This window comes from Desulforamulus putei DSM 12395 (genome assembly GCF_900129195.1).
Taxonomy (GTDB): Bacteria; Bacillota; Desulfotomaculia; order Desulfotomaculales; family Desulfotomaculaceae; genus Desulfotomaculum; species Desulfotomaculum putei.
This window is the reverse complement of record NZ_FQUY01000018.1, coordinates 25,243-40,431: the sequence shown is the minus strand read 5'-3', so window position 1 is coordinate 40,431 and position 15,189 is coordinate 25,243. Positions and strand designations below refer to the sequence as shown.

The 15,189-nt window shown below is 52.7% G+C and carries 12 protein-coding genes; 2 read left to right on the top strand and 10 right to left on the bottom strand.

The features are described from left to right. Positions 1-154 precede the first annotated feature (154 nt). Complete coding sequence (locus BUB67_RS11470) at positions 155-1,573, top strand: aspartate aminotransferase family protein (protein ID WP_073239569.1); 1,419 nt, start codon at positions 155-157, stop codon at positions 1,571-1,573. Between the two features lie 96 nt (positions 1,574-1,669). Continuing rightward, a complete protein-coding gene (locus BUB67_RS11465) occupies positions 1,670-2,842 on the top strand; it encodes an AlbA family DNA-binding domain-containing protein (RefSeq protein ID WP_073239568.1) in 1,173 nt (390 codons plus the stop codon). Between the two features lie 82 nt (positions 2,843-2,924). Here BUB67_RS11465 and BUB67_RS11460 read toward each other — a convergent pair whose 3' ends face one another. From BUB67_RS11460 to rnc, 10 genes are all read right to left on the bottom strand, one after another. Next, positions 2,925-4,100, bottom strand: a complete 1,176-nt coding sequence (locus tag BUB67_RS11460) for a class I SAM-dependent rRNA methyltransferase (protein WP_073239567.1) — start codon at positions 4,098-4,100, stop codon at positions 2,925-2,927. A 125-nt stretch (positions 4,101-4,225) separates the two neighbouring features. Then, positions 4,226-5,527 carry an amidohydrolase gene (locus BUB67_RS11455; RefSeq protein ID WP_073239566.1) on the bottom strand — a complete coding sequence of 434 codons (1,302 nt, stop codon included), beginning with the start codon at positions 5,525-5,527 and terminating at the stop codon, positions 4,226-4,228. After that, positions 5,520-6,224: a class II aldolase/adducin family protein gene (locus tag BUB67_RS11450; RefSeq protein ID WP_073239565.1), complete on the bottom strand. Its 705-nt coding sequence runs from the start codon at positions 6,222-6,224 to the stop codon at positions 5,520-5,522. The genes BUB67_RS11455 and BUB67_RS11450 overlap by 8 nt, the downstream gene beginning before the upstream one ends. A gap of 14 nt (positions 6,225-6,238) precedes the next feature. Further along, a complete protein-coding gene (locus tag BUB67_RS11445) occupies positions 6,239-7,495 on the bottom strand; it encodes an adenosylhomocysteinase (RefSeq protein WP_073239564.1) in 1,257 nt (418 codons plus the stop codon). An 11-nt stretch (positions 7,496-7,506) separates the two neighbouring features. Continuing rightward, on the bottom strand, positions 7,507-8,547 hold the full coding sequence (gene mtnA / locus BUB67_RS11440; RefSeq protein WP_073239563.1) for an S-methyl-5-thioribose-1-phosphate isomerase: 1,041 nt from the start codon (positions 8,545-8,547) through the stop codon (positions 7,507-7,509). Positions 8,548-8,554: 7 nt separating this feature from the next. Then, a complete protein-coding gene (gene mtnP / locus BUB67_RS11435; RefSeq protein ID WP_073239562.1) occupies positions 8,555-9,346 on the bottom strand; it encodes an S-methyl-5'-thioadenosine phosphorylase in 792 nt (263 codons plus the stop codon). A 154-nt stretch (positions 9,347-9,500) separates the two neighbouring features. Continuing rightward, positions 9,501-9,701: a DUF1540 domain-containing protein gene (locus tag BUB67_RS11430; RefSeq protein WP_073239561.1), complete on the bottom strand. Its 201-nt coding sequence runs from the start codon at positions 9,699-9,701 to the stop codon at positions 9,501-9,503. Between the two features lie 125 nt (positions 9,702-9,826). Further along, positions 9,827-10,756 (bottom strand): signal recognition particle-docking protein FtsY, encoded by a 930-nt coding sequence (gene ftsY, locus BUB67_RS11425; protein WP_073239560.1) that lies wholly within the window; start codon positions 10,754-10,756, stop codon positions 9,827-9,829. Between the two features lie 99 nt (positions 10,757-10,855). Beyond that, positions 10,856-14,416: a chromosome segregation protein SMC gene (gene smc / locus BUB67_RS11420; protein WP_073239559.1), complete on the bottom strand. Its 3,561-nt coding sequence runs from the start codon at positions 14,414-14,416 to the stop codon at positions 10,856-10,858. A 26-nt stretch (positions 14,417-14,442) separates the two neighbouring features. Further along, positions 14,443-15,183 carry a ribonuclease III gene (rnc, locus tag BUB67_RS11415; protein WP_084127720.1) on the bottom strand — a complete coding sequence of 247 codons (741 nt, stop codon included), beginning with the start codon at positions 15,181-15,183 and terminating at the stop codon, positions 14,443-14,445. Positions 15,184-15,189: the final 6 nt, after the last annotated feature.

The window sequence follows — 15,189 nt, the reverse complement described above, 5'->3', positions numbered from 1 at the left end:
TCACTTTACAGATATATTTATTTTACTGAACAGCCCGTTTCCTGTCAAGGTCAAAGATTTTATAGCAAACGCCCACCCGTTAAATAAAACTGTCATTTGTTGGGCCAGTCCACATACTTTATTGGTAAGAAAAAATTTTGGGAGGTGTACGCCCTTGTCCCACCACCACTGTTCCTGTGGCTGCTGTAACCTTATCCACCTTGAGCAGGCCCTGGAACTGCAGCAAAATCAGGTAAAGGACCTGCACAGCCGGTACCTGAATGCCAGTCTGGTTACACTGCTCAGTCTGATTAACTTTGATACTCAATTTGTCGCCGCCTCCGGTGTGTCGGTTTACGATGCCCGGGGCAACGAATACCTGGATTTCTTAGGCGCTTACGGCGCCCTCAATTTAGGACATAACCACCCGGAACTTTTAACGGCATTACAAAGGGTTCAGTCCTGGCCCAATTTGCTGCAAGCCTCCATGAACGGTGTTGCCGCAGCCCTGGCCCATAACCTGGCTCACCTGGCCCCGGGCAACCTGCAGCGGAGCTTTTTCTGCAACAGCGGGGCGGAAGCGGTGGAAGGCGCCCTGAAGCTGGCCAGAATCGCCACCGGCAGGCAAAAGTTTATTTATTGTCATAATTCCTTCCATGGCAAAACCTTCGGGGCCCTCTCGGTGACCGGCCGTGACAAGTATCAAGCCCCCTTTAAGCCCCTGATCAGCCAATGTGCAGGGGTTCCCTACGGCGACCTGACTGCCTTGCAGCAGCAGCTTTCCTCCAGAGAAGCAGCCGCTTTTATCGTGGAGCCCGTACAGGGGGAAGGGGGCATCATCGAACCGCCGGCGGGCTATTTAGCCAGGGCCAAGAAGCTCTGTGCCCAGTACGGTACCCTGCTGATCGCCGACGAGGTACAAACCGGCTTTGGCCGTACCGGGACATTTTTCGCCTGTGAGGCGGAAGACCTGGTACCGGACATTCTCTGTTTGGCCAAATCCCTAGGCGGCGGTGTAATGCCCACGGGAGCTTATATAACCAGCGATGAACTGTGGCGTAAGGCCTATGGGACCATGGAGAAAGCCCTCCTCCATACCTCAACCTTTGGCGGCAATACAGCGGCCTGTGCCGCGGCTCTCAAAACCATCGAGATTATAATAAAGCACGATTTATGCCGACAGGCAAAGGAAAAGGGCGACTACTTAATTGCTCAGTTAAGAAAGCTGAAAGAAAAATACCCCCTGCTGAAAGATGTGCGGGGACGCGGCCTCATGATCGGACTGGAATTTCAACAACCGGCATCCGACGGCAAAAAATATTCCTTCAAGTTTACCATGAATGTGGTGAATAAGCTGGCCCAGGAATACATGGGCAGCTTGGTGGCCGGGGAACTGTTCAATAAACACCGGATTATAACCGCCTACACCTTGAACAACCCCAATGTCATCCGCTTGGAACCGCCCCTCATTGTTTCCAGGGAACAAATAGACCGTGTGTTGAACGCCCTGGAGGAAGTGCTGGCCAATCACACCGGTTTTTTAAGCATGGTCGGCTCCGGCGCCAAAAATGCCATCCTGAAAATGAGGAAATAAATATGAAAAGCCGCCACCCGGCCAGGGTGATGGCTTTTCTGTTAAGAAATTGGCAAAAATATGATAGAATAATAAAAAATTCGCGTGGTGGAAGCTATGATTAATCCCTTCGGAAAACCCCTGGAGCAACTGGAAGAGGCAGACCTTCATAAACTAATTGAGGAAGAAACCCCGGAAGGGCTCTATGTGGAATACAAGGAAGATTTTCCCAGGCACCTGGCCAAAATTGTAGCCAGTTTTGCCAATACCTTCGGGGGCTGGCTCATCATCGGGGCGGATGCGCGGAACCCTAGGAATGTCCCCACATCCTTTCCGGGTATCGACATCTCCAACGACCCCAAGGATCGCTTTCGCAATATCTGCCAGGGGAACATTACCCCGGTGCCCCTGTTTTCCTCCAAACTGATCCTCAAAGCAGAGGATGCCAAACGGGGTGTGCTGGTGGTCAAAATTCCTGAAAGTACCTACCCGCCCCATATCACCAATGACGGTCGCATTTATCGTCGGAATATGGAAGGTTCCGACCCGGTTCCCGAAACAGACCGGCACATCCTGGACCGTCTCTTTGAAAAAAGCAGGCTTAATAAAACCGAGGTCAAGGCCTTTATCAACCGCAAGCTGCAAAAAAGCGACCAGGACAAAGTCATGTTCAAGGTTATGTGCTGCCCTGTCCCTTTAAACTTAAAATTAATTGACCCTTTCTTTGTGCCGGAACGCATCTCCCGGCTGAAAAAAATGGCCCGCAGCATCTGGAAGGATACCTTACCCCACATCATACGTTTTGAACCCGAGGGCTTTGCCTTTGATGGGGAAAACCACCGGTTGGAAATTCTTCGTTCCGGGGTTGTCTGCTACTTCTGCACCATCCCCACCTGTGTGAAAAAAATCGAAAGGCCGAGCGAACCCTTTACACTGGATTTTCTGGATTACCGCGCCCTGCAAGTGGCCCTGCTGCGCACCATCAAACTGGCCCGGGAAGTGTACCGCTTTACCGGCTACATGGGCTTGTTTGTGCCCAAAGTGGCCCTGGAAAACATTGCAGGCAAGGGACTGGACGACCCCAAGTTCTTTCACTTTTACAAAAACACCCCCGGTCCCCAGTGCAGCTATTCCGACATCATCCTTCCCTACGGCTTCAGCCCCATGGAAGCCAAAACCATGGAAACACCCCGCCAAGTAGCGGATATCCTGCTGCGCTATATCTACCGCTGCTTCGGCTTTGAGGCCCTGGATACCCATTCCATCGCCCGGGCAGAATTGGCGAGGTAGTTACGTTTGTGTGATCCTTCAACTCAATGAAAGGAACAAATTTAAGCTGATAGCTGACGGCTGAAGGCTGAAAGCCAAAAACTTACCAAACCTGCAGCACCACACATTTCAAATAATGACTTTCGGGATAGGCCAGCAGCATCGGATGGTCCTTGGCCTGGCGGCGCAGTTCCACCAGCCTCAGCTGGCGGCCGGCGTCCCGGGCGGCATCCAGGATGACATCCAGGAACATGTCCTCCTTCATGTGGTAGGAGCAGGAGCAGGTGATTAAGTAACCTCCCGGCGGCAACAGTTTCATGCCCCGGAGGTTGATTTCTTTATAGCCCCGGACGGCTCCCTCCACAGCCTGGCGGGATTTGGTAAAGGCCGGCGGGTCCAGGATCACCACGTCAAATTTCTCTCCGGCCTTCTCCATGGCCCTCAGTTCATCAAAACTGTTGGCCTCCTTAAAGGAACAAACATCTCCGTAACCGTTTAACCGGGCATTGACCCGGGCCACTTCCAGGGCCGGGGCGGCAATGTCCAGTCCCACAACCTCCCCGGCACCGTATTTGGCGGCATACATGGAGAAGGTACCGGTATGGCAGAAGCAGTCCAGCACCCGGCCTCCCTTCACCAGCCCCTGCAATGCCATACGGTTTTCCCGCTGGTCCAGGAAATAACCGGTCTTCTGCCCCCCTGCCAAATCCACCACAAACCGGATGCCGTTTTCGTGAATGACCACCTTGGGATCAAAGGGTTCCCCGATAAAGCCCGTGATAAAGGGCAGCCCCTCCAGTTTGCGGACGGACACATCATTTCGCTCGTACATCCCCCTGGGCTGGATGATCTCTTTCAATAGCTTAAATATGGTTTCTTTATGCACATCGATGCCAAGGGCCAGGGTTTGCACAGACAGGTAATCCCCGAATTTATCAACAATCAAGGCAGGCAGGAAATCCGCCTCCCCAAAGACCACCCGGCAGGCATTGCTGTCCCGCACCACTTTCTGACGGTATTCCCAGGCGGCCAGGATTCTGCGGCGGAAAAATTCCTCATTGATTTCCTCTTCGGGATGGCGGGTCATGATACGAACGGTAATTTGGGAGGCCGGATTGATATAGCCTCGGCCCACAAACCTGTCCCGGAAGTCATAGACTTCCACGATGTCCCCCGGCGTAAAATCACCGATGATTTCCTTAATCTCAGTCCTATAAACCCAGGGATGCCCGCCGGTGATGCGTTTTTGTTTGCCCTGGTGCAAGATTACTTTGGCCATGCATAAACCTCCGATTATCTATTAAGTCACCTAATAGTATCACACCACAGAGTAAAACTCGTTAACACAAAAAACAAGAAGCGAGAGTACCCGCTTCTCACTTACGTCGTTCCGCATTACACAGCTCACTTGCCGGCCAACCGTTCAGCCCGTTCCCGGACTTCGTACATGACCCTTTCTTCGTCAATGGTCAAGACCACACGGTCCAGCATCACCACTTTGCCGTCAATGATGACGGTGCGGACATCCGAAGCATTGGCTGCGTAGGCAATGTTGGCCACCAGGTTGTGCCGGGGGCACATGTGGGGCTCGGTGGTATCAATTAAAATAATGTCCGCCCGCATGCCTTCTTTAATCAAACCGACCCGGTCACCCAGGCCCATGCACAGGGCGCCGTCAATGGTAGCCATCTGCAGGGCGCGGTAGGCCGGAATGACTTCCGGATTCATGGTGCTGACCTTTTGCAGGTAGGAACCGGTTCTCAGTTCTTCCAACATGTCCAGGTTGTTGTTGCTGGCTGTGCCGTCCGTTCCGATTCCCACGGTGGCACCCAGTTCCAACAACCTGGCCACCGGCGCAATCCCGCTGGCCAGCTTCATATTGCTCTGGGGGTTGTAGGCAATGCCCATGGCCTTTTGGGCAAGGATTTCCATATCTTGCTCGTCCAAATGCACACAATGGGCGGCTAAAACGGGGAATTTAAATAACCCTAAACTGTCCAGGTGCTGCACCGGCGTTTTGCCGTACTGCTTTTTGATTTCCTCTACTTCTGCCAGGGTTTCCGCCACATGGATGTTAATACCCAGCTTAAACTTGGCGGCCAAATTCATGACTTTGTCCAGGTACTCCGGCGGGCAGGTATAGGGGGCATGGGGCCCCAGCATCACGGTGATGCGCCCGTCTGCTTTACCGTTCCAGTTCTTTGCCAGTTCCTCAGCGTCAGCCAAGGCCTTCTCGCCGGTGGGAAGCACGCCGATCATGCCCCGGGACAACATCGCCCGCATCCCCGTATTTTCCACTGCCCGGGCCACATCATGCATGTGGTCATACATATCCCCAAAACAGGTGGTGCCGGATTTGATCATTTCCAGACAGGCCAGCATGGTGCCCCAGTAAATGTCCTCACCGGTCATTCTTCCCTCAAAGGGCCAAATTTTTTCCGATAGCCATTTCATTAACGGCAGGTCGTCTGCATAGCCTCGGAGCAAGGTCATGGCCGCATGGGTATGACAGTTGATAAAGCCTGGCATGGCTACCTGTCCGTCAGCCTCAATGACCTCGTCCATATCAAAGGAGCCGGATGCCGAACCTGGAAGCCCCACATGGGTAATCCACCCGTCTTCAATCAGGATTTCGCCTGTGTCGATAATGGCATCCGGACCTTCCATGGTTAGAATTGTCGCCCCGCGGATCAGTAGCTTATTCAAAATTCATCTCTCCTACACTCCCCCGAAAGGGTACTCTCTGTTCTGAGGGCTGCCCGTAGGCGTTACGGTATGCCCTGCCCAGCAATAACACATCCTGTTCCGGTATTACCACCGGCTGCCCGATTGTTTTGGACCAGGCATAAATTCTGGCACATTTCTCAACCACCTGGCAAACCGTAAAGGCCTCCTCGACGCTGCGGCCCACACCCACCAGCCCGTGGTTGGCCATCAACACGGCATATCGCTGTCCCAGAGCGGCCACCACGTTCTGTGCCAATTCATCGGTGCCTGGCAGGGCATACAGAGCCACTTCCACCGCCCCCCCAACCAGCATGGCTGCATCTTCCACCACCGGTTGGATGGGTTGCCGAACCACCGCAAAGGCCGATGCCACTTCACTATGGGTGTGAACAATCCCCGCTACGTCCTCCCTGGCACGATAAATGGCCAGGTGCAAAGGCGCCTCGCTGGAGGGTCTGCGATGTCCGTCTATGACCCGACCGTTCAGGTCCAGCACCACCATATCCGCTGCCTGGAGACGGGTGTAGTCCATACCGCTGGGGGTAATCACCACCACCCCTGCCTCCCGGACCAGGGCAGAGATATTGCCCCAGGTGCCTGCCACCAGTCCGGCAGTCAGCATCTTTTTTCCCAGTTCCGTTACCTTTTCCTTCGCTGTTTCAATGGCTGCATTCATCTTTGGTCTCCCACCTAGGTGGCGTGGTTCCATTCATTGATATAAGCTTCCTGCTCGGGAGTCAGCCGGTCGATGCGGATTCCCAGCGACTGAAGCTTCAGGTTGGCCACACGGTCATCAATTTCCTTGGGAACTACATAAACCTTGTTTTGCAAACTTTTTGCGTTTTCCAGCACGTAACGGGCACTTAAGGCCTGCAGGGCAAAGGACATATCCATGATTTCCGCCGGATGGCCGTCCCCCGCTGCCAGGTTCACCAGACGCCCTTCTGCCAGTAAATAGAGTTTACGGCCGTCTTTGAGGGTAAATTCTTCGATGTCCTTGCGAACAATTCGCCGGGCGGTGGCCATGGCCGCCAAATCAGGTTTATTGACTTCCACATCAAAATGACCGGCGTTGCAGAGAATGGCCCCGTCTTTCATGACCTGGTAGTGCTGGGCGGTAAAGACATCTTTACAGCCGGTGGCGGTGATAAAAACATCTCCCAGTTTGGCAGCCTCCAGGCTGTGCATGGGATGGAAGCCGTCCATATAGGCTTCGATGGCCTTCACAGGATCCACCTCGGTGACAATGACCCTGGCCCCCAGTCCCCTGGCCCGCATGGCAATTCCTTTGCCGCACCAGCCGTAACCGGCCACCACCACCGTCTTCCCGGCGGTTATTAAGTTGGTGGTGCGCATAATACCGGACCACACGGACTCCCCGGTGCCATAGCGGTTGTCAAACAGGAACTTGCAATAGGCATCGTTGACGGCAATCATGGGGAACTTGAGGGCTCCCTGTTTTTCCAGGGAACGCAGGCGCAAAACCCCGGTGGTGGTCTCCTCGCAGCCACCCAGGACCCTAGCGGCCATATCAGTTCTTTCGGTGTGCAGCAGTTGTACCACGTCGCCGCCGTCATCAATGACGATGTCCGGTTGATCATCAATTAAATGTAAAAGATGGGCCTTGTATTCTTCATCGGTGGCATTGTACCAGGAGTAAACATTGATGCCTGCGGCGGCCAGGGCGGCAGCCACATCGTCCTGGGTGGACAACGGGTTGGAACCGGCGATGGAGACATCCGCGCCGCCGGCCTTTAGCACCTCAGCCAAATAAGCTGTTTTTGCCTCCAGGTGAATGCATACCGCCACCCGGTATCCCTTAAAGGGCTGTTCCTTTTCAAACTGCTCCCGAATTACGTTTAAAACCGGCATGTGCTGGCGTACCCAGTCGATTTTTAAACGGCCGGAGGGAGCCAGGTTAATGTCCCTTACAATATAATCCGGCATCTTTGTCCTCCTTATTTTTTATAACCGCAGATTTTTGCCAAATTTTCAATATAGGGTGGGTAAACGATGCCCATTTCGGTGATAATGGCCGTCACCAAATGATTGGGGGTGACATCAAAGGCCGGATTCCATACCTGCACACCGTCCGGCGCCATGGCCTGCCCGGCATGGTGGGTCACTTCCCGGGGGTCCCTTTCTTCGATGGGGATTTCTTCGCCGGAGGAAAGGCCCATGTCAATGGTGGACAGGGGAGCTGCCACGTAAAAAGGAATGTTGTGGTACTTGGCCAGCACCGCCACTCCGTAGGTACCGATTTTGTTGGCCACATCCCCGTTGGCAGTGATCCTGTCGGCCCCTACAATGACGCAGTCAACCATTTTCTTGGCCATTAGATAACCCGCCATGTTGTCGGTGATTAAGGTAACAGGAATTCCCTCCTGCACCATTTCCCAGGCGGTCAGCCTGGCGCCCTGCAGCAGAGGCCTGGTCTCATCGGCATAAACACTAATCTGCTTGCCCTTTTCATGGGCTGCCCGAATGACGCCAAGGGCAGTTCCGTAACCGGCGGTGGCTAGGGCCCCGGCATTGCAGTGGGTTAACACCCTGGCCCCGTCAGGCAGCAGTTCCTGGCCAAATTCCCCCATTTTACGATTGCTCTGGACGTCTTCGTTATAGATGGCGTGAGCTTCATCCAGCATGATCCTGCGCAGTTCCTGAACATCCTGTTCCGGCGCGGTGGTAAGCCGCATCATCATACGGTCCAGGGCCCAGCGCAGGTTGACTGCGGTGGGGCGGGTGGCCCCCAATTCACCGGCGATGGCCTCCAGTTTCTCTAAAAAGGTTTTGCGGTCGGCAGCTTCGATTTGCCTGGCTCCTACCACCAAACCGTAGGCAGCGGCGGCGCCAATGGCCGGCGCGCCACGGACGGCAAGTCTTTTGATGGCTTCCGCCACCGTCCGATAGTCGTTGCATTCGATATATTCGATGCTACGGGGCAGCTTGGTTTGATCCAGCAGGCGGAGACTGTCATTTTCCCAGATGATTGCATCCATTAGAGGTTCACTCCTTGTTCAGCTTCTCCAGTGCGTCCTGGCACAGGCAGCCCCTTTCCGGGTCAATCAGGCTGATGGCTTTCATAGCCAATTTTCTCAGATTCTCTGCATTGGCAGCCATTACATCCAACACTTCCTGGTGGGTCAGTTTGGTCGGTGAAATGCCGGCTGCATAGTTGGTCACCATGGAAATATTGGCATAGCACATTTCTTTCTCCCGGGCCAGCACAACCTCCGGTACACTGGTCATGCCCACCAGGTCACCCCCCAGCAGTTTATACATTTTAATTTCGGCCGGCGTTTCAAAACGAGGTCCTTCGGTGGTTACATAGGTGCCGTACTTGTGATAGGTTAAACCCAGTTCTTCCGCAGCGTCGGCTAAAACCTGGCGCAACTCCGGGCAGTAGGGGTCGGTCATGTCGATATGAACAACACCCTGTTCCCCGCCCTCAAAGAAAGTATGCTGGCGGACCTTGGTAAAATCTAAAAATTGATCAGCAAAGACAAAATGTCCCGGCGCCATGTTCATATTCAGCGAGCCCACGGCGGCTGTGGCAAAGATGCTTTTAACCCCCAGTTCCTTCAGGGCAGCAATATTGGCCCGGTAATTCACCAGGTGAGGCGGTACCGAGTGCCCGGCGCCGTGGCGGTTTAAAAAGGCCACGGATTTCCCCTGATAGTCACCGATTTTTAAACTGACTTCACCGTAAGGGGTACTCACTTTTTCGTCCCGAATATTGGTCAATATATTGGGGTCATAGACACCGGTCCCCCCAATAATGGCGATGCGTACCGTCATAACGATTCTCCTTTTCCCACAAATTTCTAAACATAGCTTGGGTTATACAAACTTGAAATATTCTCCTTGCCAGGTTTGATTTCCTCCAAAACCAATAATTTTTAGTTTGATTTTCTCATATCATAAAAAAACACCCCGTCAGGGGTGTTTGCTGTTATCCGTTAACAGGTTTAAAGGTTTGGCAGCAGGTGTCATCAATACTGTTGGCAGGAGTTGCCGTCAGGTTTTGCAAGCTGGCATTGGGGCTGATACCGCCACCCTGAGAATCGTTTTGGACGATGATTTGTTTAGCGGTGCAAAGGTTATTTTGGGTCCAGTACTTGCAGTTGTTTACGGTGCATGCTACTTCGGGCATTTTTATACCTCCTAATGATTTGTCAGGAATATCTTTTGATTTTTCCTGCAGATTTATTCACAAAAACAAATAAAAAAGAAGAACTCAAGACTTTCCGGAGAGTTCTTCTTGTATCCTGATTTTATCTACTCATCGTCTTTTCTTTTATCATACAGCGCATCGATAAAGTCCCTGGGGTTGAATTGTCTTAAGTCATCCATTCTTTCCCCGATGCCGATCAGCTTCACCGGAATGGCCATTTCAGTAACAATGGCGGTAACTACGCCGCCCTTGGCGGTACCGTCCAGTTTGGTTAAAGCGATACCGGTAACATGGACAGCCTCACTGAAGATCTTCGCCTGGCTGAGGGCATTTTGACCGGTGGTGGCATCCAGGACCAGCAGCACCTCGTGGGGAGCGCCGGGCATCTCACGGGCGATAATTTTGTGCACCTTCCTTAATTCGTCCATTAAATTGCTTTTGTTGTGCAGCCGTCCAGCGGTATCAATCAGCAGGACATCGACCTTACGGGAGCGCGCCGCATGAACGGCATCATAAGCCACGGCGCCCGGATCGGAGCCTTCCTGGTGTTTGATGATATCCACACCCACCCGTTGCGCCCAAATTTCCAACTGGTCGATAGCTGCGGCCCGGAAGGTATCCCCGGCTGCCAGCAGGACCTTTTTGCCCTGTTCCTTGTATTGATGGGCCATTTTACCGATGGTGGTGGTCTTTCCTACCCCGTTGACGCCTACCACCATAATCACCGTAGGTCCGTCGGGGTTCTCATGAATGGGTGTAACCTTCTCACCCATCAGGTATGCCAACTCTTCCTGGAAAATATCCTTCAGCCGTGAAGCCTCCTGTACATTTCTGGCCTTAACACCCTTGCGCACCCGCTCCACCAGCTTCATGGCGGTGTTTACACCCACATCTGCCTGGATTAATACTTCTTCCAGTTCCTCGTATAATTCTTCATCAATACCCTTCCGCCCGGTAACCACCTGGTCAATTTTTTCGATAAAGGTTTGGCGGGTCTTGGTTAAGCTCTCTTTCAAACGGCTGAAAAAGCCCACTTCACAATACCTCCAGTACAATACTCGTATTTGGCAGAGCCTGTCCATACTATAATGCCAAATAAAAGGCCCTGTCAATCATGGAAGCCAGGGTTTATGTTATGCCAACCGTTTATTTCCCTTTATTTCTTCCAGGGACATGGAAAGCAGCCGGGTGACCCCCGCTTCGTCCATGGTGACGCCGTAAAGGGCATCGGCCCGTTCCATGGTGCCTTTACGGTGACTGATGACAATAAACTGCACTTCCTGGGATGTGCGGGACAAATAATCAGCAAACCGTTTTACATTGGCTTCATCCAGGGATGCTTCTATTTCATCCAACACGCAAAAGGGGCTGGGCTTGTATTGTAAGATGGCAAATAACAGGGCGATGGCCGTTAATGCCCTTTCTCCCCCGGAGAGAAGAGACAGACTTTGATTCTTCTTACCCGGAGGTCGGGCGGTGATTTCAATGCCACAGGTGAGGGCATCCCCGCCGGTGAGGGACATGGAGGCGCCCCCGCCGCCAAACAACTGTTGAAACACCCTGTTGAAGTTTTGGTTAATAACGGTAAAGGCATGTTCAAATTGACTGGACATTAAACGGTTTAATTCCTCTACCAGCTGTTCCAGCGACCTTCTGCTTTCCTCCAGGTCTTGTTTTTGGCCTAAAAGAAAATGATACCTTTCCATCACTTCCTGATATTCCGCCTCAGCTCCGGCATTTACCGGTCCCAGCGCTGCCATTTGCCCCCTGATCTCCTGCAAATCGGCCCTGGCCTGCCTTTTGCTGGCCGCCGGTTCCACGTTAATCCCGGCCGGGTCGTCAATGCCGTATTCCGCCAGCCGGTTGGTTAACAGTTCCAGTTCGGTTTGGTTCCGGGCCTGCTGCAGCTCCAAAGCATGAATCTGCTCCCGGGTCCTGTGCCACTGCTCCTGAAGTCTTTGCCACTGGTCCTCCAGTTCCTTTAAGACCGCTGCCTCAGCCTCATATTTTGTTTGCTGTGACTTGAGGTTTTCATCAGCCAATATTTGCTCCTGTTCCAGTTTTTGTAATTCTGTTGCTAATAAAGACCTCTGTTCTTCCAGTTCTTGGGCCCTGTTATGCAGGTGCGCCAGCAAAGCCTCGGCGGCAGTAACCGACATTCTTTTTTCCTCGACTTCCTTCGTCAGCCGGTCCGTAATTTTTTGCGACCCTAAGATTTCCTGGCGCAGCTCCGCCTGTCGTATTTTTTCCCGGTGTACTGCACTTTCCAATTGGGCCTTTTGGTCCCTGGCGGCTGCCAGTTCTTCCTGTGTAACCACCAGTTGATCTTGTAATTGTTCCAATTCCTGTTCCAGGGCCGCCAGTTTCTCCGCTGCCTCCGTCTCGGTTTCCGACCAATGTTTAACTTCCTGCTCTGTTTTGGCGATTTCCCATTGACTCTCCTGGCTGCGTTCACGGGCCTTGGTTAACTCTTCTTTGGCCTTGGTTAAGTCCATTTCCGCCGCCTGCAGCTCCAATCCCAGGGCAACCAGTTCCTGCTGGCAGGACTGCAGCCGGCCGGACAGTTCCCGCTGTTTCAGTTGTTTCTCCGTCAACCTGCCGGTCAGTTCATGGACTTGCAAATGCAATTCCTGCACATACCGGGCCAGTTCGTCCCGCTCCCTGCGGGTGTGCAGCATGCCACCGGCATTGCGGACAGGGCCACCCCCGGACAACGATCCGCCGGGATGAAACAACTCGCCGGTGAGAGTGACTATTCTGATTCTCTGCTGCATTTGCCTGGCCACTTTGATGGCATTGTCCAGGGTATCCACCACCACCAGGCGACCCAACAATAATTCCACCACCGGACGGTACTTGGACTCTGTCTCGGTCAGACCGGCTGCCAGACCGATAACACCCGGCAACCCGAGGGATTTTTTCTCCCATTCGCCGGCCGGGGTTGGCCGCAATGAATCCAAAGGAAGAAAAGTGGCCCTGCCCAGGTTATGTTTCTTTAAATACTCAATGGCCGCTTTGGCCTGGGAGGAGGTTTCGGTGACCAGGTTTTGCAGGGCGCCGCCCAGTGCCGCTTCGATGGCAGTTTCCAATCCTTTGGGGACTTTGATCAAGTCTGCCACCGCCCCACATATGCCTGAGAACACCTCCTGCCGGTGCTTGGAAGCCTTTAGCAGTTCTCTGACCGGCTTCATGAAACCACTGTGAGAACTCAAGTTCTCTTCCAGTACCTTTAACCGGGAGTGTTTGGCTACCATTTCTTCTTTAGCAGCCAAAAGTTTTGCTTGGATGCGGGACAACTCCTGGTTTAATTGTTTCAGTTCCTCTTCCGTTTGCCGGGTTTCTGATAACAGCGCCTGTTTTCTTCTGCCTGCTTCCTCCAACCTGTACCTGGCAGCGTCAATGGATACACCAAGGGTTTTCTCCCTCTCCATAGCCTCTCCGGCCATCTTGCGCATGTGATTTAACCGTTGGTTTAACTGCTCTTTGCGGTCCGCCGCCTGGTTCCGGATGTTGCGCTGGTGGGCCACCCTGTTCAGTTGATCAATTAAATCGGTGTTCAGGTTTTGCAGCAATGCCTGTTTTTCCTGAACTTCCTGTTCAAGCTGTTGCAGCGCCTTATCGCCGGCAGAGGAAAACCTTTGTGCTGCATCCTGTTTTAATTTAAGCAGTTTTTCCCTTTCCTCACTTAATTCAGAAATAAGTTTTTGCAAAGCTGTTTGGGATTCCCGGAGGTCATTTTCTACCCTCTGCGTCTCCGCCGTGTGGTGGGAAATCTGTTCGTTAACCAGGGTCAATTTATTTTGCGTTGTTTCAATGTTTGATATAATTTTAAAATATCGGTCCCTGGCTTCGCCGATGTTTTTTTCTATGGTAAGGAGCCTTCTCCTGGCATGCTCCAATTTTTCTTCAATAACCGGTCTTTCGTCCTGAAACTCCCTTTTGACCTGTTGCAACTGCTCGGAAATTTCCTTTGCTTTGGCAGTCAGGTCCTGCCAGTCCCGCTTAAACAACGCCAACTCCAATTGCCAGGCTTTATTTTTCAGTTCTTTATACTGTCTGGCCTTGTCGGCTTGCCGGGCCAGCGGTTCGATGCGTCCTGCCAGTTCGTTGATGATATCGGAAATTCTATTTAAATCCTGCTGAGCAGAAGATAGTTTTCGCAGCGCCTCTTCTTTCCGGTGGCGGTATTTAACGATACCCGCCGCTTCTTCAATGACAGACCGTCTTTCTTCCGGCCTGCTGTTTAAAATTTCATCCACCTTACCTTGCCCTATAAGAGAGTAGGCCCCGCGGCCTAACCCGGTATCCATAAAGAGGGCCTGGATATCCTTTAGCCTGCAGGGCACCTTGTTGATCAAAAATTCACTTTCTCCGGAACGGTATAGACGTCTCGTTATGGCGACTTCTTCATAGGGCAGGGGGAAGTTTTTGGCCCCGTTGTCCAGGGTTAAGGTTACTTCCGCCAAACTAACAGGTTTTCTCTTGTCGCTGCCGGCAAAAATAACATCTTCCATGCGAGAACCCCTGAGATGGGAAGCCCGCTGTTCTCCCAGACACCAGCTGATGGCATCTGAAATATTACTTTTGCCGCTGCCATTGGGACCCACGATGACGGATAAACCAGGATGCAGCTCTAACCTGACACGGTCGCCAAAGGACTTAAATCCCTGAATATCGATTCTTTTCAGACACAAAGCTTCCTGCCCCCTGTTGTCAAGCTTTATTGGGTGGCTCCGGTTGGTTTGGGCCCGGGCGTTTTCAGCCAATCCAAATTCTTAAAGGCATCCTTGGCTGCTTGCTGTTCCGCTTCTTTCTTGGAATGACCGCTGCCCCGGCCAATCACCCGGCCCCGGTAAAAGACCCCGGCAGTAAAGGTTTTATCGTGATCCGGCCCCGATTCATCCATAATCCTGTAGATTAAGGGTTCCGGTGAAGTCTGTTGCAGCGTTTCCTGCAGTTCTGTTTTATAATCCCTGTCCAGCCTTCCTGCCACAACATCTTCAATGATGGGTCTTAAACAGCTTAACACAAAATTCCTGGCCACTTCCAAACCCTGGTCCAAATAAACGGCGCCTAACAATGCCTCAAAGGCATCCGCCAGGATGGATGGCCGCTCCCTGCCGCCGGAGCGTTCTTCACCACGCCCCATGCGCAGGCAACGGCCCAGGTCCAGTTCCCGGGCTGCTTTGGCCAGGGAAGGCTCGCAAACCGAAGCTGCCCGCATTTTGGTCAGTTCACCCTCAGTTCGGTCCGGAAACATTCGGTACAGTTCTTCACTGATGATTAACTCTAAAACCGCATCGCCCAGAAATTCCAGCCTTTGATTGTGGTATAAACCATGTCCCCTGCTTTCATGGACACAGGAACTGTGTGTCAGCGCCTGGAGCAGCAGGGATGGATTGTGCCATTGAAAACCAAGTCTTTGTTTTAGGCGACCGGTTTGCTCGTCCAGTTTAGACAATTGCAT